The sequence below is a fragment of the Pseudoalteromonas sp. S2893 genome (assembly GCF_005887105.1).
Taxonomy (GTDB): Bacteria; Pseudomonadota; Gammaproteobacteria; order Enterobacterales; family Alteromonadaceae; genus Pseudoalteromonas; species Pseudoalteromonas atlantica.
In genome coordinates, this window is record NZ_PNCY01000006.1 from 129,836 (window position 1) to 150,322 (window position 20,487).

Below are 20,487 nucleotides of genomic sequence, written 5' to 3' on the forward strand. Positions count from 1 at the left end.
TATTAAAATGATAAGCGAGTGGGTTGTATCAATATTACTACTTTTTGGTGGGCTATTTATTTTAATAGGGTCGCTGGGCTTAATTAAATTACCTGATTTTTACATGCGCTTACACGGCCCTACTAAAGCAACAACACTGGGTATGGCCAGCATATTAATTGCTGCAATGGTGTTTTTTGCAACGTCGGTGCACACCATAAGCGTAAAAGAGATTTTAATTACCGTGTTTTTATTAATCACTGCCCCTATTAGTGGGTATATGTTAATAAAATCAGCGATTCATCATAAGCTTAAAGCAAAAGAAGGCACAAAAGGGCTCGATAACGTAGAAGACGATTAGCCCCAGTGCACTGATAAAAAGGCCAAATAAACATGTTTTATTTGGCCTTTTTAGTATGGGTTTACACATTTACAAACTATTTTATACCCGTTCACATAATTAAGTGATTTATTCTGAGGCTGGTAAAACGTGTTGATAATTTAGTAAAAAAGTAGCTATTTAGTTGTTCTGAATGAGCATTTTTTAACGTAAGTAGCGACCCGTTTAGCCCCGCAAAATGAGTAAGTATTATTGCGGATTGATATTAATCATGTGAGTATGGTCTTACTTTTTATATTTAAGGATATGACAATGGCTAAGGCACTATTACTTTCGTTACTTATATTTTCTGGCAGCGTATTGGCTGACGAGGCAACTAAGCAGCAAAAAATAGATGAGCTGATAAACGTGATGAACATGGATGCTATGGTTGACTCTATGTACGGGCAAGTTGAAGGCATGATGAAAAACATGTCTGCACAAATGGGTGTTAAGCCCTCTGAGCAAGCTATTTTTGATAAATACTACGCAGATATGACCAACGTACTTAAAACCGAAATGAGCTGGAAAAAAATGCAGCCGATGATGGTTAACGTTTACGATAAACATTTTAACGAGCAAGAAATTGCCGACATGTTGGCGTTTTATAAAACTGAAACAGGGCAAAAAATTCTTCAAAAAATGCCTGTAGTAATGCAAGAGTCTATGCAAATGTCGCAAAGCTTAGTGCAAGATGCAATGCCAAAAATTCAGCAAATAGCCGGTGAGCTAAGTGAAGAGCTAAAAGCCTCTCGCCAACAAGAAAATTAATCTCTCTGCTTCTTTTTAAGCGCGCTCATTAGCGCGCTTTTATTTTATCAGCTCCAGTAAATTTAAATTATGCTTTAATGCTCCCCTCTATTGACCTGTGTGTTACACATAGGTTTACAATTGAGCTCTAAAATCTAAGGGGGCTAAATTATGTATGTTAAGCAATTAGCGACGTTAATGGGTGTAACGCCTGATACAGTTCGTCATTACACACGAATAGGCCTTTTAACGCCCATACGTAGCCAAAGTAATGGTTATCAACAATATACAAAAGCAGACCGCCAACGTTTACAGTTTATTATAAGCGCCCGAAAGCTTGGGTTTTCCCTAAAAGATGTACAGCATATCATTGGCGAGTCAGAACAAGGGCATTGCCCATGCCCACTTACACGGCAAATTATTGCAAAACGTTTAGCAGAAACCGAAGCCTTGTTTCAAGAAACCCTTAAATTAAGAGTGCGTATGCAAGCGGCGTTAAAACAGTGGGAAACATCGGCAGACGGCGCTGTTGCAAGTGATGTGTGTAGCTTAATAGAGACGTTTGTTGACCCACTTGTTGAGCCAAACGAAAGCGGAGATGTGCAATGAGTAGCAGTAAAACAACAGAGCAAAACTTTATTATTGAAGGTGCTAATTGTGGCAGTTGTGTAGCCAAAATAGAAAAAGCCCTCAATAGTGTGCAAGGCGCAAACAATGTCGAAATGAACTTTGCAGATCGCACTGTACGAGTAGAGGGCAGCGCGCAGCAAAGCACATTAATTAGCGCCGTTGAAAATATAGGTTATGGCGCAAAACCTATGGATAACACATCAGAGCAAGATGCGCTTGATGAAAAAGCCAAGTCAGACGAGGCACATTACAAAAAGCTAATGCGCAACATGATGCTGGCTTTAGGTGTGGGCGTACCGCTTATGATTTATGGGCTTATTTTTGATATGAGCGTGACAACCACTAACCAGCGAATTGCATGGGGTGTGGTCAGTATTATCACGTTTGTCGTTATGGCTGTAGCAGGTAAGCAATTTTATAAAGGTGCTTGGCAGTCATTTAAAAATCATGGTGCTAACATGGATACGCTTATTGCTTTGGGAACGGGCACTGCGTGGTTATATTCAATGTTTGTTGTACTTGCGCCTAGCTTACTACCTGAGGTTGCAAGGCACGTTTATTTTGAAGCTTCTTCAATGATAATTGGTTTAATTAGTTTAGGCTTGGCTTTTGAAGTGAAAGCGCGTGGACGTACTTCGCAGGCTATTAAGCGTTTAATTGGCTTACAAGCAAAAACAGCCCGTGTAATACGTGATGGCGCAGAGCAAGATATAGACATTAGTGATGTGCAAAAGGGCGACCATGTAAGGGTACGCCCAGGCGAAAAAATCCCGGTAGATGGTGATGTGCTCGAAGGTAGCAGCAGATTAGATGAATCTATGCTCACGGGTGAGCCTATGCCAGTGAGTAAACAAGCTGGCGATAAAGTGGTTGCTGGTAGCATTAATAAAAGTGGTACATTATTATTTGAAGCCACACATATAGGCCAAGAAACAACCCTTGCCAATATCATTAATATGGTGAAACGCGCGCAAAACTCTAAGCCTTCAATAGGGCGATTAGCCGATGTTATATCGGGCATTTTTGTGCCCACAGTAATGATAATTGCGATACTAGCAGCCCTTGCATGGTTGAATTTTGGCCCAGCCCCTTCAATTGCTTATGCAGTGGTAGCGTTAACCACCGTGCTGATTATTGCATGCCCGTGTGCGCTGGGTTTAGCAACGCCTATGTCGGTAATGGTGGGGATAGGTAAAGCCGCCGAGTTTGGCATATTAATTCGCAATGGCGAGTCACTGCAAACTACCTCTAAAATTACTACCATGATTTTAGATAAAACCGGCACCATCACCCAAGGTGCACCACAGGTAACAGATGTTGTAACGTTTAATAACGCAGATGAAAATAACGTAATGCAATTAGTTGCAAGCCTAGAGAGTAGCTCTGAGCACCCACTTGCGGAGGCGATTACACAGTACGCTAAAAAGCAAAACGTAACCTTGAGTAAAGTTACCGACTTTGATGCCATTACCGGTAAAGGTGTGAGTGGAACGGTGAATGAACAAACACTGTTATTTGGTAATAAAGCGCTTATGGATAAATACGCGATTGCAGTTGATGACGCCACAGAGCAAGCAGACACCTTTGCAAATGATGCAAAAACCCCGATGTACTTTGCCTGTAATAATCAATTTATGGCCATAATTGCGGTAGCGGACCCGCTAAAAGAAGACTCAGTACAGGCAATTAAGCGCCTGCAAAATGAAGGTATTCATCTAGTAATGCTCACTGGCGATAATAAAGCGACCGCACACGCTGTGGCTAAAAAAGTCGGTATTGATGATTTTATCGCAGAAGTGTTGCCAGAGGATAAAGTAAACGAAGTTACTAAACGTCAACAGCAAGGCGAGATTGTAGGCATGACGGGTGATGGGATCAATGATGCCCCCGCGCTTGCTAAAGCAGATGTCGGTTTTGCAATTGGCACAGGTACAGATGTAGCCATAGAAAGCGCCGATATTACCTTAATGCGTGGCTCACTGCATGGCCTTGCCGATGCTATTGCCATTAGCAGCGCAACAATTAAAAACATTAAACAAAACTTGTTTGGTGCCTTTATTTATAATGTTGCGGGCATTCCTATTGCAGCCGGTGTGTTGTATCCGTTTATTGGTGTACTACTAAACCCAGTAGTGGCGGGCGCAGCTATGGCGCTTTCATCACTGACAGTAGTCACCAATGCTAATCGCTTACGTTTTTATAAACCCAATAAGCGCTAAGGAGTCGATAATGTTAATGATAAATTTACTTGGTGCAGTATTAATAGCGGCCATTATTTACTGGTTTTGGCTTTATAAGCCAAAGCAAATACACAGTAATGATAATACGCAAACCATAGTGGTAGATAACGGCGTTTATCAACCAAGTCATATAAAGGTGGCGGCCAATAAAAAAGTAACGCTTACATTTGATAGAAAAGACAGTGCACCGTGCGCCGAAACTATGGTGTTCCCGCAGCTTGATGTAAGTGAAAGCCTTGCAATGGGAGATAATAAAATCACTTTGCCTGCACTTAAAGCAGGTGAGTACGACTTTCATTGCCAAATGAAAATGTATAAAGGTAAGTTAATCGCTGAGTAACCAGTAAGTTGATTAAGTAACATTAATACGGCCTAACTTTATGTTGAGCTAAACAACGGGTTATGTCGTATTAGTGTTAATTAAGCACACTAGATTATTTAATGAATAACTTAAACCCTAAAAAATTACTAAACAGTAAGTGGACTGCCACTCCAGCTATCAACAAAGAAAAACACTTTATCATTGTAGAAGTAGAATACGATGAAGAGGGTAATGTAATTGAATGCATTACCGAGTCGGTATTTTCTAAAAATCAGTACTCAATAAGCTGGCGAGATTTAAAAGACACACAAAAATGGCGTCAAGGCTGGAAGTAGTTAAATTGTTTTTATACTTTAAAAACGCCAATTTGTTATGCCCAACTAAATGCAATGCGCTCCCTTTTTAATCCCTGCCTTTTACTAAATTCGCCATTTGGCAACAAATGCCTGTTTTTACAGGCTTGCCATGCTTTTAAAAAATAAACGCTAAGTATTTTTTAAATATCAATATATTTCAATTGGTTATGTTTTAGGTTTTATGACGTTTAATTGTTTTAATTAAGTTGTTCAGCTTTAGTTTATTCTTAAACCTCCCCACATTATGTTTTTAGTTAGCTTTTAGCTCATGTGTGGCTTTTTTATAAATCATAAGCTGTTGATTCTAATGGTTTATTTTAAGTGGCTAATCTGACTGTTGCTAAAAAGCAACAAAAATATCCCTCGAAACTTAACTTTTTCTTATACTTATCGTATAACTAATTGTTTATTAAGTAAAAATAAAAAATGGCACTGAAGTTGTAATAGTTAAGCTGTATTAAGCAAAACGTGGGTAACGCCAATTGGCTACTCCCCTAACCCTATGAAGGATTTCATTATGAAAAAGGCACAATCAACATTGGTATTAATGGCTTTAGCCTCTTCATCAGCGGCTTTTGCAGTAACAGATTTTGACACGCTCGATAAAGATGGCAGTGGCACATTAAGCCCGTTAGAAGCATCTGCTGATGCTGAATTAATGAGTCAGTTTACAAAACTTGATACTGACAAAAACAACGAGCTATCTAAGAGTGAGTTCGACAAAGCATAAGTGAGTGCTTTGAGTAGTTCACGCCCAGTGGCACGTTAATTCTGAGTTGCCAAAGACAACCTAAGTAGGCAAGGGAGCTTACCATAAAGAATAACAAGGACAGTGTAATACACAGGGCATTTTATTATAAATGCATAGCGAAGGAATCGTTATGTAAAAGCGATACCCAACTTTGCTTGCAATAGCGCTGGTATTTTCTGGCACATTTGCAAAGTTTGATACCAACACAAACGGTAAACTTTTTAAAGCAGAGGTTTTACAAGCGTAGACGATTAATGCGCTGTGGTGTAAGCATGATTCTGAGTTGCCAAAGACAACCTAAATAGGCAAGGGAGCCTATTAAAAAGAATAACAAGGAAGTGAATTGTAACCACCTCAGTGCAAATTTATACAGGTAATGCATATTATTGAAGGATTATATTATGAAAAAGCTAAAAACACTTTTAGTCGTCGCCACTGTGGTTTCATCTTCAATGGTATTAGCAAACGCCGAACTAGAGCCATCTAAAAATAATAGCTCTGAGTTTAATCAACCAAGTGACGAACAAGCCGCTAAGCAGCATCTACCAGTAAGTTCGCAAAATGGTCTAACCGAAAACGATTTTTTTGAATACAAATAACCGATTCTCCCTTTATGGATCTCAGAAAAGGATTTCTTCCCCTTTGCCAAGCACTTAGCCTAAGGAAATGATTATGAAAAAATTTATCGCACTTCTCGCCCTTGCCTCTTCATCAGCGGCGTTTGCCGCGGTCGACTTTAACAGTTTTGATGCCAATGGTGATGGCATAATTAGCAAAACAGAAGCACAAGCCAACGCACAGTTAGCACGGTTGTTTGATAAGCTCGATACAGATAAAAATGGTGAGCTTTCACAGCAAGAGTTTTCTAAAGTACAATAATTTTATGGCGTAGTTTTACGCGCTTAAAATTTATCAGGTCATACTCACAAAGCAGTTAAGTAACATTTACTTAGCTGCTTTTTTTGTGCATGGCGCAAGCATAACGGCTTTTTCACCAAATAGGTGCAAATGAGCGCAAGTTAAAACCTTAACCTTATGAATAAAAACACTTTTTACACTTGGTTTTAAACTTGCTTAGTTAACGCTATAGCAACTGAGTGAGTACATAATTATGGCGCGAATGAGTTATATAAGTAGTGTTGAGCGCTACCATGAATATGAGCAAGTAATACATAGCTTGCTTGACTCTATTTTAATGAGTATTGAAGATGGGCTTAACAAAAATCGAGATACGCGTTTTTTAGTAAAGCAATATCCCTTTTTAGAGCTGCAATACTGTTTAAACGAATCTGGGCTTCAGCAAGGCAATAATGTTTGCTTTAAGCGTGCCTATAACAAATTAGCCGAGCAAGGCAATCAGCAAGATTTAAGTGAACGCCCTTACTTTTTACAATCTAAACAAACCGACTCGGTGTGCTTTACCGATCCGTATATTTCTATCGCAACTAATCATTTATGTATTTCGGCTATTAAAGAGCTAAAAAAGCCTATTAACCAGCAGCATTATTTAGTGTTAGACGTATGTTTAACCCAGTTAATTGAGTTTGTAATGGGAGACAGCGCGCGTGCCGGTATTTCGCCTTATTTTAAAGCGGGTTATGGGGTGATTGTGGCGTGTTTATTTACTTTGGTACTCTTTTTACTGAGCATAGTATTTAACGATATATATGCATTATTAACCCACTTTGACTCAGCGTCTGATCCCCTCGAGCCCTTTAGCATTATTATATATATTACATTAGCGTTGGCCGTGTTTGATTTGGGAAAGACCATTCTCGAAGAAGAGATTTTAATGCATAAGGATATATTTAGGCACTCTTCTACACGTCGCACAATTACCCGGTTTATATCTACCGTGCTAATTGCAATATCTATTGAGGCGCTATTAACCATGTTTAAGGCAGCGTTGGGGCAGGCTGAATACTTATTACCGGCCATTGCGATGATGCTTGCGGTGGTAGGGCTTTTAATAGCCTTGGCTATTTATGTGTATTTAGGGGCCAAAGCCGAAACCTTACTAATGCGGGCGCGCTCAAAATTAAAATCCTCCAAGTAGGAGGATTTTAATGCGATTGGTATGATTATTATTTAGCTTTAAACTTTACCTGCTAATGCGGCTTATCTTGCTCGCGCTTTGCTTTAAAGTCTGAGTCACTCGTCCATGTAGGCCAATCGCCATTGTTAGCAAGCTGTGTGGCTATATCAACAATAAGCTCTATGTCTTGCTTTACGCCACCTAATGACCACTGCGGCGAGTAATCGTCGGCTTCTTTATGGTATTTATGCGCAATGTAATCAGGGTCGGTATCGCCAAGGCTCATAAATAATAAACTAGGCACACCTTGCTTAGCTAAAGAAAAATGATCTGATCTAAAAAACAAACCGTTTTGCGGGCGAGGGTCCATTTTAACAACGCGACCTTGCGCTTTTGCCGCGTTTGCTAGGTAGTTTTCTAGGGTGGATAAATCGTTACCGTATTGCAAAATGTAATCGGTGCCATCTAGCACGTTCATTCCGTCAATATTTAATAGCCCGACCATTTGTTTAGTGGGCACAACGCCACCGGTTGCAAACTCTTGCGAGCCAATGAGGCCAGTTTCTTCTGCGGTAAAATTAGCAAATAAAATAGAGCGTTTAAACGGTGTTTGCTGGTGGATTTGATTCATAATGCGGGCAATTTCAAGTGTGGCCGCTGTGCCAGAGGCATTATCCACTGCGCCGTTATAAATTTTAGGGCCGCTGTCGGTTTGCTTGGTACCAAAATGATCCCAATGAGCACCTATTACCACGTACTCATTAGGGGCGTCGCTTCCTGTAATTTGCGCAACTACGTTATGTGATTTGGCATGCGATACTTCGTTTTTAAATGAAAGGTTGGCTGTTAAATTAAGCGCTGTGGCTTTAAAGTCATCACTTAAAGCCTTTTGTTTTAAATTTTGATAGTTAAGCTGTGCGGCATTAAAAATTTGCTCAGTAGTATTAAGTGTTAGCCAGCCCATAACTGGGAGCTTAGAAGCGTTTAGGTTATTGTCCATCAGGGTGTATTTAGTCCCTGTGTTTGAGCTTTCAACCACGCCCCAAGGGTAAGCCGCAGGGGCAGTTTCGTGCACAATAAATACTGCTTTGGCACCTTGGCGTGCGGCTTCTTCGTATTTGTAAGTCCAGCGGCCGTAGTAGGTCATAGCATTACCTGTAAATAACGCATCGTTTTGTGTAGCAAAGCCAGGGTCGTTTACCAATACAATAACGGTTTTACCTTCAACATTAATGTTTTCGTAATCGTTCCAGTTGTATTCGGGGGCATTAATACCGTAACCCACAAATACAATGTCAGAGTTTCGTACATCTATTACTGGCTGTAATTGCTCTGTACGGGCGGTAAAATCGTTACCTGCTTTAAACTTTAAGTCGCCCACCTGCAATTGCATATTTTGATTGGCCGTGACCATTGCCATTTTTACCGGCTGTAAAAACTTGCCATTATACGCCCCAGTTAAACCCATAGCTTCGTATTGCTCGCTCAAGTAACCCACTGTTTTTACTTCACCATGAGTAAGTGGGCCGCGACCTTGAAAGTCATCAGAGGCTAGCGTTTTTATATGCTGTTTAACGTTATTTAGGCTTACGCCGGGCGTATTTTCTAAAGAAGAATGCTCGCTTGCAGGTTCAGAACAACCAAAGAGAGCGACTAGCAGGCTTAGGCTAGCGCTTTTAAAAAGAGTAGAGGCCATAGTTTTCTGGATAGTTTTAAAAATTGGCTTTTAATATAAAGGAAGCACTGATGTGAGTCGAATATTTATCATCTTGCCAGTTCTATTTTTCAAAAATTGAAAATTGCCGGTGTAGGGTGTATAAATAATCGACAACAATAAATGGAGCACACACAATGAGCCAATCTAAAAAAAGCGGATACCTGTTTATAGGCAGCGGCGTAGCATTTTTTGCAGCAGCTTTGCTCGCACACCAAGCGATGTTTTTTGCTTTAGCTGCATCCTTTGTAGTGTTAGGTACAATTAGTATAAAAAAAGCGGCACCCTAGGCGCTTAATATTTTAAAGCGTCGCGCTAATATTAATCTGTTCTAAGCGTACCTTAAAACGTAAAAAACCAGCAAATAGCTGGTTTTAATCATATAGCAAGTAACTAATTACTCATCTGCGTATTTTACGCGAATTTTGCTTTTATCAACGCTCAATTGATTAAGTGCTTTAATAGCGCTTCTACTTTCTATGTCGTTTGGCATTTCTACAAAGGCAAAACCTTTTGATAAACCAGTGTCTTTATCTAGCACCAAGTTACAGGTAGTTACTTTACCGTGTGCTGCAAACAACGTGCGAAGGTCTTGCTCTGTGGTAGCGCGAGACAAATTACGAACTAATAATTTCATATATAACCTAAATAAGGGGTTCGCTGAGGATTATCTCAAGTAACTTGGCTTTAACCTAATTTTATTTTTACCCTTTTATTTAAAGTTGTTTTTCACAAATAGCTCAGCTAACAATTATAAAGCCATACTGGTAATAAAGATCTAGTTATTAAAACAAATAATTGGTAAGTTATATTTTACTTTATTTACTTACCATTAACCTGGGCTGGTTGTTTATGTCAAAGTTTGGCTTGCGTGTTTTAACTATTTCTTCTGTTTGTTCTTTGGGTATTTTAGCTGTAGGGTGCGGCAGCTCAGGGTCAAAAAGTGAGCCTGTAAATGCATCGGTTGTAGCGCAAAACGCCGCAGTAATTAGCGGTCAAACAGCTGTGAGTATTGAAAATACCCGCGATATAGCAATTACAGGTGAGCTATCTATATCGGATGCACAAGCCAATGAGGCAGTATTTAAAACGCAAAGCAATAACATCACAACTTATGGTTTATTTAGCTTAACTGAGGATGGTAATTGGTCATATACACTTAACGGCGAGCATGCCACTGTGAGTGCATTAAACGAAGGTGAAACCTTACTTGATGAAATAACCGTCACATCGGCAGATGGCACCGAAGCGACAGTGTCTATAACCATTATAGGCACTGCAGGCCGTGATGATTTTATAGTAACGCAAGAAACAACCCTCAATGCCGATGGCGAAAACACAGGGCTAAGTGCTTATACATTAATAGAAAATGCGTTTAGTGAAGGTGCAATTGAATCGCCTGATATGTATAGCGGTAATCATCAAAATGTTGTGCATATTATTGAAGATACTGACTCAACTGTAGGTAATCACTTTGTGTTTTTAGCACATCGTGATGAAGACCAAGATAAAGATAAGGGCGCAACCGACCGCCAGCGCAACGAAATAAAAGCCTTTGATAAATCGCCCGCCGCAACACTTGCCTTTAAAGACGAAACCGTACAATACAGTTGGAAGTTTAAAGTCTCTAGCGAGCTTGAGCTGAGTAGTAAATTCAGTCACTTTTTCCAAATAAAAGCCCGTAACGACAGCAACGACAATACCAATGGCAACGACGACCAACCTATTATTACGCTCTCTGGTGCACAAAAAAACAGTACAGGTAATCAGCTGCAAGTACGTTATAGCGCAGGCTTTGATGAAAACGGTAACAGCACAGGGCTTGATAAAAACCTTATCGAAACCGACTGGTCACTCATTACTGATGAATGGATAGCGGTATTTGTACAAGCCACTTTTAGTGAAGCGGGGCAATTTGAAATGACCCTAACCCGCTTAAGTGACAACGAGGTGCTATTTAGCATTAGCGAGCAAAACATAGATATGTGGCGTGGCTTTAGCGATGATGACTTTGCCCGTCCTAAATGGGGGATCTATCGTTCAATAGTCGAAACCGATAGCCTTCGCGCTGAAGAAGAGCAAGTAAGATTTGCTGATTTTGTGATTAAAAAAGGCGTTTTAGCGCAGTAAATATTTGCCTAGTTTTTTATCGTGGCTACTTACACGTTGTTGAATAATAGCCACTATGTGACGGCGTATCCACTGCAAACCGGCATCGTTGTCTTGGCGCTTATGCCAAATAACAGAGACAGGCGTTGGTGGCGTATCAATAGGGCTTTTTAAAACCACGAGCTTATTGGTAAATATTTCCTGCTCAAGCGCTATTGAGGGAATGACACAAATAAGATCGGTATTTTTAAGAATATTAGGTACATTTGCCGCGTTATTTACCGTCATCGCTACTCGGCGTTTTAACCCTAATACTCTTAGTGCTTGATCAGATGGCCCTAAAATATCGCCCGTAATTGATACTAATAAATGATCTGTATTAGCAAAGTCAGTAATACTTAAAGGGGCATTAGCAAGCGGGTGGTCAGGGCGCATAAGTACAACATATTTAGGCTTTAATAAATGCTCGGCTCTAATAACGTTTTCAGACAGGGTGTAGCGATTAATTGCCAGTTCGGCTTCGGCGTCTTTAAGTACATTGGCAGCCTCTACCGCCCGATTAGGGATTGCATGGATATTGATGCCTGGGGCCTGCTGCTCAATAATTTTACGAAGAGGCCCCCATATCATTTCTACAAATATATCAGCGGCAGAAATCCGAAAAGTGCGCTGCGCTGTCGCTGGGTTAAATTCACTTTGGTTTATAGCATGCTCTAATGATCCAAGTGGCCCCTGTATTTGTCCCCATAAATTGTTAGCAAATGCTGTAGGTTGAATATTTCGGCCATCTTTTATAAATAACTCTTCTCCCCACGCTGCGCGCATACGTGCAAGTGCATTAGATACCGCAGGTTGTGTCAGCGATAATTGCTCTGCTGCACGAGTGATACTGCCTTCAGTCATGATGGCATCAAAAATCATTAGTAAATTAAGCTCTTGAGGACGCATATAGCACCGTTATAAATTTTAAATGTAAGATTATTTTACATCATTTTTAGTGATGTGTTTTATACAATAATATAATTATTTTTATGCTTTTGCCGCGTTCATAATATAAGCAGATTTTAACACAACTCGTACAGCAAGAGAGTTAACCATGTCAGCTATATATAAATTTACATACACGTTTATTATTGCGCTATTGGCGATAATACTGGGTGCATGCAGCGATAAGCCAAGTTCTATTCAAAGTAATGATGATTCTACGCAAGGGGTGGCCGTAGAAGTGGCCGAAGTAATAAGTCAGCGAATAACCGAGTGGGACAGCTTTACAGGGCGGCTAGAGTCGCCGCAAATAGTGTCTTTGCGTCCTCGCGTATCTGGTTATATTGAAGCGGCGGTATTTGAAGAGGGTGAGCTGGTAAATAAAGGCGACACCTTATTTTTAATTGATAGCCGCGAATTTAATGCACAAGTAAACCGCCTAACAGCGCAACTGGATGAAGCAAAAAGCCGCTTAAAACTAGCAAAGCAAGATTTTAATCGAGCTAAAGAGCTATTTAAAAGTAAATCAATATCTAAAGAGTTATTAGAGACCCGAGGTGCAGAGGTTGACCAGGCAAATGCTTACGTAGCACAAAGTAATGCATCCCTTGAGCTTGCACAGCTAAACAAAACCTTTACACGCGTAGAAGCGCCTATTTCTGGGCGAGTGTCTCGTGCGTTAATTACCGAGGGCAACTATGTCAGTGCAGGGCAAACTGTAATGACCTCTATTGTCTCTACAGAGCAGGTTTATGCCTATTTTGATATTGATGAAGCAACATGGCTTAACTATCAACAAGCGCACCTTGATAACAATCAATCTACCGCGTTACCTGTGGCGATGCGTTTAGCGAATGAGCAAGATTACCAACACTGGGGCAAGCTTGATTTTGTTGATAACCAAGTAAATACCCAAACCGGTACATTACGCGTGCGGGCTGTATTTAATAATCAAGACGGCGCGCTTTTACCTGGGTTATTCGCCCATTTAAAGTTAGCCGGGGGCAATACTGAGCAAGGTATTTTAATTGCTGAGAAAGCCATTGGTACCGATTTAAATAATAAATACGTTTTAACGGTTGATGAGCAAAATAAAGTGCAATACCGCGCCATTACTTTAGGCGACAAAGTGGGTGAGCTACGAGTTATTAAACAAGGTTTAAAAAGCGGCGAACGCATAGTGGTTAATGGCTTGCAGCGCGTGCGCTCTGGCGTACTCATTACGCCAGAATTAATTAATATGGCAAAGCAAAGTACTTTAAACGAGTTACAAGCTTGGCAGCAAAAGGTTGATAATCAAAACCGCTTAGCCAATGCCGAGCCAACACTTGAAATAGGCATGTAATAATGAATTTTTCTCAGTTTTTTATTCATCGACCTATTTTTGCAGCGGTTTTATCTATTCTTATTTTTATAGGGGGTGCCATAGCCATATGGCAGTTACCTATTACAGAATACCCAGATGTAGTACCCCCAACGGTTGTTGTTACAGCTAACTACCCAGGTGCAAATCCTAAGGTAATAGCCGAAACCGTGGCCACAGTGCTTGAACAAGAGATAAACGGCGTAGAAAACATGCTGTACCAGTCATCGCTTGCAAACTCTGCAGGCACCATGACATTAACAGTCACCTTTGCGATAGGGAGCGATCCTGACGAAGCAACTACCTTGGTACAAAATAGGGTAAATAGAGCAATACCTCGCCTACCAGAGGAAGTACAAAGGCTAGGTGTGGTCACCGAAAAGTCATCACCTAACCTTACCCTCGCGGTACATATAACTTCGCCTTCAGGGCGATACGACAGTTTGTACCTGTCTAATTATAGCGATCAATTTATAAAAGATGAGCTAAAGCGTATTAATGGCGTGGGCCAAGTACGTGTATTTGGCGCAGGCGATTACAGTATGCGTGTGTGGCTAGAGCCTAACAAATTAGCGGCGCTCAATTTAAATCCAAGTGATGTAGTCAATGCTATTCGCTCGCAAAATCAGCAAGCTGCGGCAGGAAGCCTAGGCGCACAACCCATAGGCACCAGTGAGTTTCAATGGCTTATCAATGTAGAAGGGCGCTTAATAGAGCAAGATGAATTTGAAGAAATAATCGTAAAAACGGGCGATAACGGCGAAATTACACTGCTAAAAGATGTTGCTAGAGTAGAGCTAGGTGCAGATAGTTATACCCTTAGGCCACTTCTTAATAATGAATCCATTGCCGCTGTGCCTGTTTTTCAAGCGCCAGGCTCTAATGCATTACAAATTTCTGACGATGTGCGCGCTAAAATGGCTGAACTATCGGCGCTATTTCCAGAGGGTATGAGCTATGAAATAGTGTATGACCCTACCGTATTTGTAAGGGGCTCTATTGAAGCCGTAGTCGATACATTATTTGAAGCGGTTTTATTAGTTGTGTTGGTCATCGTGCTGTTTTTACAAACATGGCGAGCATCTATTATTCCGCTGGTGGCAGTGCCAATTTCATTAGTGGGCACCTTTGCTTTTATGCATTTAATGGGATTTTCACTTAATGCGTTGTCGTTATTTGGCTTGGTGTTAGCAATCGGTATTGTTGTTGATGATGCCATTGTTGTGGTCGAAAACGTTGAAAGAAATATCAGTGAGGGATTAAGTCCTATTGATGCAACCACTCAAGCAATGAAAGAAGTAACAGGGCCTATTATTGCCACTACTTTAGTGCTTGCTGCGGTGTTTATTCCTACTGCGTTTATGAGCGGTTTAACAGGGCAATTTTATCGTCAATTTGCTCTTACAATTACTATTTCAACAGTGCTTTCTGCCATTAACTCGCTTACGCTAAGCCCCGCGCTGGCTGCGTTATTACTCAAACCTCATGGGCAAGACAACGATTGGTTAAGTCGTGCCATTAATAAATTATTTGGCCGCTGGTTATTTGCGCCTTTTAACAAAATGTTCGATAAAGCCTCGGGTAAATACACAGGAGCCGTTGGCCGAATATTGCATAAGGGCGGCATAATTGGTGTGCTATACGTTGGTTTACTGGCCTTAACGTGGCAGCAGTTTGAAAATACGCCAACAGGGTATGTTCCGCCGCAGGATAAAATGTATCTCGTCGCTTTTGCGCAATTACCTAATGCAGCATCGCTAGATCGCTCTGAAGCAGTGGTTCGCCAAATGTCAGAGATAATCAGGGCGCACCCAGGCGTTAGTGACGCTGTAGCCTTTGCAGGTTTAAGCATTAATGGTTTATCTATAAACCCAAGTTCGGGGATGATGTTTACACCGTTAGAGCCGTTTTCAAAGCGGCAGGGCCCGCGCATGTCGGCAGCTGAAATAGCGGAAGATTTAAATAAACAACTTAGTCAAATAAAAGGCGCTAATGTTGCTATATTTCCGCCTCCTCCAGTAAGGGGAATGGGCACCATTGGTGGCTTTAGGCTGCAGCTTGAAGATAGAGGCTCATTAGGGTTTGACACCTTGCAGCAAGTAACAAATGAAGTCATTGCTAAGGCTAAAGCCGATCCCGCCCTTGCTAATGCGTTTACCAGTTTTACAACCGACGTACCGCAGCTAGATGTAAAGGTAGACCGTAAAAAGGCGCTAAGCTTAGGGCTTGAAATAAACACCTTATTTGAAGCGATGCAAGGCTATTTGGGCACAGTTTATGTGAACGACTTTAATTTATTTGGTCGCACGTATCAGGTAAATGTGCAGGCAGATGCACCCTACAGGGAAGATGTAGAGCAAATTAAGCAATTAAAAGTGCGCAATAAAAATGGCGATATGATCCCCCTTGGCGCAGTGCTTAGTATTGAGCATAGTTTAGGGCCAGATAGAGTAATGCATTATAACGGCTATGTTACGGCTGAGGTTAACGGCGTACCCGCACCAGGGTATAGCTCTGACCAAGCTAAAGCCGCAATAGAAAAAATACTCGATGAAACACTGCCAATGGGTATTGCGTATGAGTGGACAGACATAACCTATCAGCAAATTTTAGCGGGCGATACTTCAATGTATGTATTTCCACTTATTGTGTTGCTTGTATTTTTGGTTTTAGCAGCGCAGTACGAAAGCTTACGTTTGCCTGTCGCTATTATTTTAATTGTGCCTATGACATTGCTAAGTGCGCTGATTGGTGTGGCTATTTATGGTGGTGATAATAATATTTTCACCCAAATTGGCCTAATCGTGTTGTTTGGACTTGCCACTAAAAACGCTATTTTAATTGTTGAGTTTGCAAAAGAGCTGCAAGATACCGGTATGGATGCATTTAATGCTATTAAAGAGGCGAGCCGGTTACGATTACGCCCAATATTAATGACCTCAATAGCATTTATTATGGGGGTTGTACCTATGGTGTTCTCATCGGGAGCAGGCTCTGAAATGCGCCAAGCTATGGGCGTTGCGGTATTTTCTGGCATGATAGGCGTAACGGTATTTGGCTTAATACTTACACCTGTGTTTTATTATATACTTAAACGCAGTGGTAAAAATTAAACCGACAAAAAAGCCCTTAGCAATTTAATTGCTAAGGGCTTTTTTAATGCGTTTTAAAAAGTAATTATTTTACTTCTTTACCTGCAGCTTGTTGGTCAGCGTGATAGCTTGAACGAACAAATGGGCCAGAGGCAGCATGCGTAAAGCCAATTTCATCAGCGTATTCTTTCAGTGCGTCAAATTCCGCTGGTGGCACGTAACGTTTAACCGGCAAGTGATGCTTAGAAGGCTGTAAGTATTGGCCAACGGTAAGCATGTCAACGTTATGCGCACGTAGGTCACGTAATACTTCTTCTATTTCACTAATTTCTTCACCTAGGCCAACCATTAAGCCTGACTTAGTTTTTACCTCTGGGTGCGCTTCTTTAAAGCGACGAAGTAATTCTAACGACCATTTGTAATCGGCACCTGGGCGCGCAAGCTTGTACAAACGCGGGGCAGTTTCTAGATTGTGATTAAACACATCAGGTGGCGTTTCAATTAAAATCTCCAGTGCGCGGTCCATACGACCACGAAAATCTGGCACTAAAATCTCAATAGTAATAGTTGGGTTGTGCTTACGGATTTCGCGAATACAATCGGCAAAATGCTGTGCGCCGCCATCACGTAAATCATCACGGTCAACCGAGGTAATAACCACGTAGCTAAGCTTCATGTCTTTAATTGTCAGTGCAAGCTTTTCAGGCTCTGCTGCATCAGGTTTTAATGGGCGACCATGGGCAACATCACAAAATGGGCAACGACGAGTACAAATAGCACCTAAAATCATAAAGGTAGCAGTACCGTGGTTAAAACACTCAGAAAGGTTAGGGCACGAGGCCTCTTCACATACTGAGTGTAAGCCGTGCTTGCGCATAGCTTGTTTTATACCGTCGATACGCTCGGTAGATTTTGGTAAGCGAATTTTAAGCCACTCTGGCTTGCGCAACATTTCAGTTTTTTCTGTAGGTAAAACTTTAACGGGGATCAACGCCATTTTTTCTGCGTCGCGTAGTTTTACACCTGGTTCCATTTTGACTGGTTTATTCATTCGTTTTCAAACCCTTCAGTATGCTTAACCTGTGTTGCATTAAGCTTCTTTATCATGTGTTTTACCAGCCCTGCACCTGCTTGTGCTAAGTTTTGAGGGCCGTTTAATTCTTTCGTTTGCACCATGTTCATGCCGGCATAACCACACGGGTTGATGCGTAAAAACGGGCTTAAGTCCATGTTAACATTTAATGCTAATCCATGAAACGAGCAACCACGACGAACACGTAATCCTAATGATGCAATTTTACTGTCGTTTACGTACACACCGGGTGCATCGGCTTTTGCGTAGGCTTTAATATCATACTCATTAAGGGTATCAATAATGCACTCTTCAAGCCATGTAACAAGCTCGCGCACACCAATTTTTAAGCGGCGCAAGTTAAATAATACATACATCATTTGTTGGCCGGGGCCATGGTAAGTAACTTGCCCGCCACGGTCTACCTTAATGACTTCTATGTCACCAGGGGCGAGTAAATGCTCATCTTTCCCAGCTTGGCCTTGTGTAAATACACTCTCGTGCTCTACAAGCCAAATTTCATCTGGCGAGCTGTCGTCACGGGTGTCGGTATAGGCTTGCATTTTTTGCCAAATTGGCATGTAACGCTGACGGCCTAGTTGGCGTACGATTAAAGTGTTTTCGTTCACAACAAGTCTCAACTATGGCTTAAAGCATATGGCGTACGTCATCAATGTTGCTGATCACGTTGTAAATTTCTTCTATGTGTTTACCGCTTGTCACTGTGGCAACAAACGTTACCGACTCATAATTGCCTTTACTGCTTGGCTTTACTTTTGGTGCGTAGTCACCAGGTGCAATAGGTTGTAATTTAGCTAAAATTTGTTCCGTAAGGTTAACGTTTGCTAAACCCATAACTTTAAATGTGAACGGACATGGGTACTCAAGGTACTCATCAAATTTAGTATTTTTAACAGGTTGAACCACGACGGTGACTCCTCAAACAAAAAATGTTGGCTACGTGAGATAATATCAATCCGCAATAAGACTTAATCATTTTGCGGGGCTAAACATGTTGCTACCTGCGTTAAAAAATGCTCATTTAGAACAACTAAATAGCGATTTATTAGCCAAGTTATCAACACGTTTTTCCAGCCTCAAAATAGATTACTTAATTAACCGAATTGGTATAACGCTAAGCGTGACTGGCAGGTTTAGGGTGATCCTGCTTATATGGGGCGCATTCTAGCATTTTTCAAGCAAAAAAAAACGCCTCATAACTGAGGCGCTTCGTTTAACAACCCAACGACTGTCGGGTTATTTTTACGTTTACATAATTTGTAAACGTAAGTAGTCGTAAATTTTGCTAAAGAAGCTGCCTTCTTCCACTTCTTCAAGTGTTACTAGTGGGTATTGTGCAATGTCTTCGCCCTCTAGTTGTAAGAATAACGTACCTACTTTAGTGCCTTTCGCTAATGGTGCTTCAAGCGTGTTGTCTAGCTCAAAGTTAGCTTTAAGGTTTTTATGTTGACCACGTGGAATGGTAATTGGGGTATCTTCTAAAATGCCTAACGATACATTTTCTTTATTACCCATCCAAATACGTTGTTCTGCAAAGCTGTCGCCTGCTTTGTAAGGTGTAATTGTTTCAAAAAAGCGAAATCCGTAGTTAAGTAGTTTTTTGCTTTCTACTTTACGTGCGCGCTCGCTTGATGTGCCCATAACAACCGCAATTAAACGCATGTCGTTTTTAGTTGCAGACGTTACTAAACTATAACCTGCCTCTGATGTGTGACCCGTTTTAATGCCATCAACATCTAGGCTTTCATCCCATAACAAAGAGTTACGGTTATATTGTTTAATGCCGTTGTAAGTAAACGATTTTTGCTTATAAAGTGCGTACTCATCAGGTACATCACGAATAAGTGCAGCGCCTAGGGTCGCCATATCACGTGGGGTAGTGTAATGCTCGTCTGTATCTAAACCGTGGCTATTAATAAAGTGGCTGTTGCTCATGCCTAATTTTGCGGCATGGGCATTCATTAAATCAGCAAATGCGCTTTCACTACCTGCAATGTGCTCAGCCATGGCTACACACGCATCATTACCAGATTGAATAATAATACCGTGATTAAGCTCATCAACACTTATTTGCTTGCCTACTTCAATAAACATTTTTGACGATTCAGGGAAGTTTTTAGCCCAGGCTTTTTCGCTCACTGTAACCATATCGGTTGGTGCAATGTTACCGGCGTTTATTTCTGTACCAATTACATAACTGGTCATCATTTTAGTTAAGCTTGCAGGGGCTAGCTTTGTATCAGCTTCACCTTCAGCAATAACTTTACCTGTTGTAAAGTCTACTAAAAAATAACCTTTTGCATTAATTTGAGGTGGAGCCGGAATAATTTGGGCGCTGGCTGAAAATACGGCGGCTGTGCAAACTAAGCCGCATACACCTTTGAGGATTTTATGTTTAATTGATTTCATCATACTCATTAATGGTTAAAGTTAAAAATTCGCGTTAGTCCATCTTATACCCAAACTACCCCGAGATGCGAGCGTCGTTGGAATTAAAAACAACTTAGACAAGGCATTGATTGTCAATAATAGTCACTCTATTGTTCAAATCAATAACGCAGTATAAATCGTTTTTAAACCACGCATCAGGGCGTTTCACTGAGGCTGATTTTCTGTGTTGTTATTTTTTAAAAGGGATCGCCATTTAAAAAATAACACCTAGATTTTAAGCCCCAATACAACGCTGAATC

Annotated in this window: 21 protein-coding genes; 14 read left to right on the forward strand and 7 right to left on the reverse strand. The window is 41.0% G+C overall.

Going from position 1 to position 20,487, the window contains the following annotated elements; genetic code table 11:
- The first annotated feature begins 7 nt into the window (after positions 1–7).
- From CWC04_RS02875 to CWC04_RS02920, 10 genes are all read left to right on the forward strand, one after another.
- The gene (locus CWC04_RS02875) at positions 8–340 is read left to right on the forward strand and encodes a Na+/H+ antiporter subunit G (protein ID WP_004585897.1); all 333 of its coding nucleotides are present in this window, start codon (positions 8–10) and stop codon (positions 338–340) included.
- Positions 341–631: 291 nt separating this feature from the next.
- Positions 632–1,129 (forward strand): DUF2059 domain-containing protein, encoded by a 498-nt coding sequence (locus tag CWC04_RS02880; protein WP_054982209.1) that lies wholly within the window; start codon positions 632–634, stop codon positions 1,127–1,129.
- A 150-nt stretch (positions 1,130–1,279) separates the two neighbouring features.
- Positions 1,280–1,717: a MerR family transcriptional regulator gene (locus tag CWC04_RS02885; protein ID WP_138684551.1), complete on the forward strand. Its 438-nt coding sequence runs from the start codon at positions 1,280–1,282 to the stop codon at positions 1,715–1,717.
- A complete protein-coding gene (locus tag CWC04_RS02890; RefSeq protein WP_138684552.1) occupies positions 1,714–3,957 on the forward strand; it encodes a heavy metal translocating P-type ATPase in 2,244 nt (747 codons plus the stop codon). The genes CWC04_RS02885 and CWC04_RS02890 overlap by 4 nt, the downstream gene beginning before the upstream one ends.
- A 10-nt stretch (positions 3,958–3,967) precedes the next feature.
- A complete protein-coding gene (locus CWC04_RS02895; protein ID WP_138684553.1) occupies positions 3,968–4,318 on the forward strand; it encodes a cupredoxin domain-containing protein in 351 nt (116 codons plus the stop codon).
- 101 nt (positions 4,319–4,419) lie between these two features.
- Positions 4,420–4,635 carry a TIGR02450 family Trp-rich protein gene (locus tag CWC04_RS02900; protein ID WP_138684554.1) on the forward strand — a complete coding sequence of 72 codons (216 nt, stop codon included), beginning with the start codon at positions 4,420–4,422 and terminating at the stop codon, positions 4,633–4,635.
- 538 nt (positions 4,636–5,173) lie between these two features.
- Positions 5,174–5,386: an EF-hand domain-containing protein gene (locus CWC04_RS02905; protein ID WP_004585903.1), complete on the forward strand. Its 213-nt coding sequence runs from the start codon at positions 5,174–5,176 to the stop codon at positions 5,384–5,386.
- Positions 5,387–5,808: 422 nt separating this feature from the next.
- Positions 5,809–6,006, forward strand: a complete 198-nt coding sequence (locus tag CWC04_RS02910; RefSeq protein ID WP_138684555.1) for a hypothetical protein — start codon at positions 5,809–5,811, stop codon at positions 6,004–6,006.
- Between the two features lie 73 nt (positions 6,007–6,079).
- Positions 6,080–6,286: an EF-hand domain-containing protein gene (locus CWC04_RS02915; protein ID WP_138684556.1), complete on the forward strand. Its 207-nt coding sequence runs from the start codon at positions 6,080–6,082 to the stop codon at positions 6,284–6,286.
- A gap of 232 nt (positions 6,287–6,518) precedes the next feature.
- Positions 6,519–7,463 (forward strand): EAL-associated domain-containing protein, encoded by a 945-nt coding sequence (locus CWC04_RS02920; protein WP_138684557.1) that lies wholly within the window; start codon positions 6,519–6,521, stop codon positions 7,461–7,463.
- Positions 7,464–7,515: 52 nt separating this feature from the next.
- Here the strand turns inward: CWC04_RS02920 and CWC04_RS02925 are convergent, their stop codons facing one another.
- A complete protein-coding gene (locus CWC04_RS02925; RefSeq protein WP_138684558.1) occupies positions 7,516–9,138 on the reverse strand; it encodes a M28 family metallopeptidase in 1,623 nt (540 codons plus the stop codon).
- A gap of 155 nt (positions 9,139–9,293) precedes the next feature.
- Between CWC04_RS02925 and CWC04_RS19645 the strand changes: the two genes are divergently transcribed.
- Positions 9,294–9,446 carry a hypothetical protein gene (locus CWC04_RS19645; RefSeq protein WP_171038552.1) on the forward strand — a complete coding sequence of 51 codons (153 nt, stop codon included), beginning with the start codon at positions 9,294–9,296 and terminating at the stop codon, positions 9,444–9,446.
- 107 nt (positions 9,447–9,553) lie between these two features.
- Here the strand turns inward: CWC04_RS19645 and CWC04_RS02930 are convergent, their stop codons facing one another.
- Positions 9,554–9,793 (reverse strand): RNA recognition motif domain-containing protein, encoded by a 240-nt coding sequence (locus CWC04_RS02930; protein WP_024033770.1) that lies wholly within the window; start codon positions 9,791–9,793, stop codon positions 9,554–9,556.
- 215 nt (positions 9,794–10,008) lie between these two features.
- Between CWC04_RS02930 and CWC04_RS02935 the strand changes: the two genes are divergently transcribed.
- Entirely contained in the window at positions 10,009–11,286 is a 1,278-nt protein-coding gene (locus CWC04_RS02935) for a VCBS domain-containing protein (RefSeq protein ID WP_138684559.1), read from the forward strand.
- On the opposite strand, the gene CWC04_RS02940 is transcribed toward CWC04_RS02935, so the two are convergent.
- Positions 11,275–12,213, reverse strand: a complete 939-nt coding sequence (locus CWC04_RS02940; RefSeq protein ID WP_024033768.1) for a LysR family transcriptional regulator — start codon at positions 12,211–12,213, stop codon at positions 11,275–11,277. The genes CWC04_RS02935 and CWC04_RS02940 overlap by 12 nt on opposite strands.
- 148 nt (positions 12,214–12,361) lie before the next feature.
- Between CWC04_RS02940 and CWC04_RS02945 the strand changes: the two genes are divergently transcribed.
- Both CWC04_RS02945 and CWC04_RS02950 read left to right on the forward strand, forming a co-directional pair.
- Positions 12,362–13,594 (forward strand): efflux RND transporter periplasmic adaptor subunit, encoded by a 1,233-nt coding sequence (locus CWC04_RS02945; RefSeq protein WP_138684560.1) that lies wholly within the window; start codon positions 12,362–12,364, stop codon positions 13,592–13,594.
- A 2-nt stretch (positions 13,595–13,596) separates the two neighbouring features.
- Complete coding sequence (locus CWC04_RS02950; RefSeq protein WP_138684561.1) at positions 13,597–16,725, forward strand: efflux RND transporter permease subunit; 3,129 nt, start codon at positions 13,597–13,599, stop codon at positions 16,723–16,725.
- Positions 16,726–16,789: 64 nt separating this feature from the next.
- Here the strand turns inward: CWC04_RS02950 and lipA are convergent, their stop codons facing one another.
- From lipA to CWC04_RS02970, 4 genes are all read right to left on the reverse strand, one after another.
- On the reverse strand, positions 16,790–17,755 hold the full coding sequence (lipA, locus tag CWC04_RS02955; protein WP_004585911.1) for a lipoyl synthase: 966 nt from the start codon (positions 17,753–17,755) through the stop codon (positions 16,790–16,792).
- A complete protein-coding gene (lipB, locus tag CWC04_RS02960) occupies positions 17,752–18,405 on the reverse strand; it encodes a lipoyl(octanoyl) transferase LipB (protein WP_138684562.1) in 654 nt (217 codons plus the stop codon). Before lipB ends, lipA begins: the two co-directional genes overlap by 4 nt.
- A gap of 19 nt (positions 18,406–18,424) precedes the next feature.
- Entirely contained in the window at positions 18,425–18,703 is a 279-nt protein-coding gene (gene ybeD / locus CWC04_RS02965; RefSeq protein WP_024033764.1) for a DUF493 family protein YbeD, read from the reverse strand.
- A 342-nt stretch (positions 18,704–19,045) separates the two neighbouring features.
- A complete protein-coding gene (locus CWC04_RS02970) occupies positions 19,046–20,206 on the reverse strand; it encodes a serine hydrolase (protein ID WP_004585914.1) in 1,161 nt (386 codons plus the stop codon).
- Between the last annotated feature and the right edge of the window lie 281 nt (positions 20,207–20,487).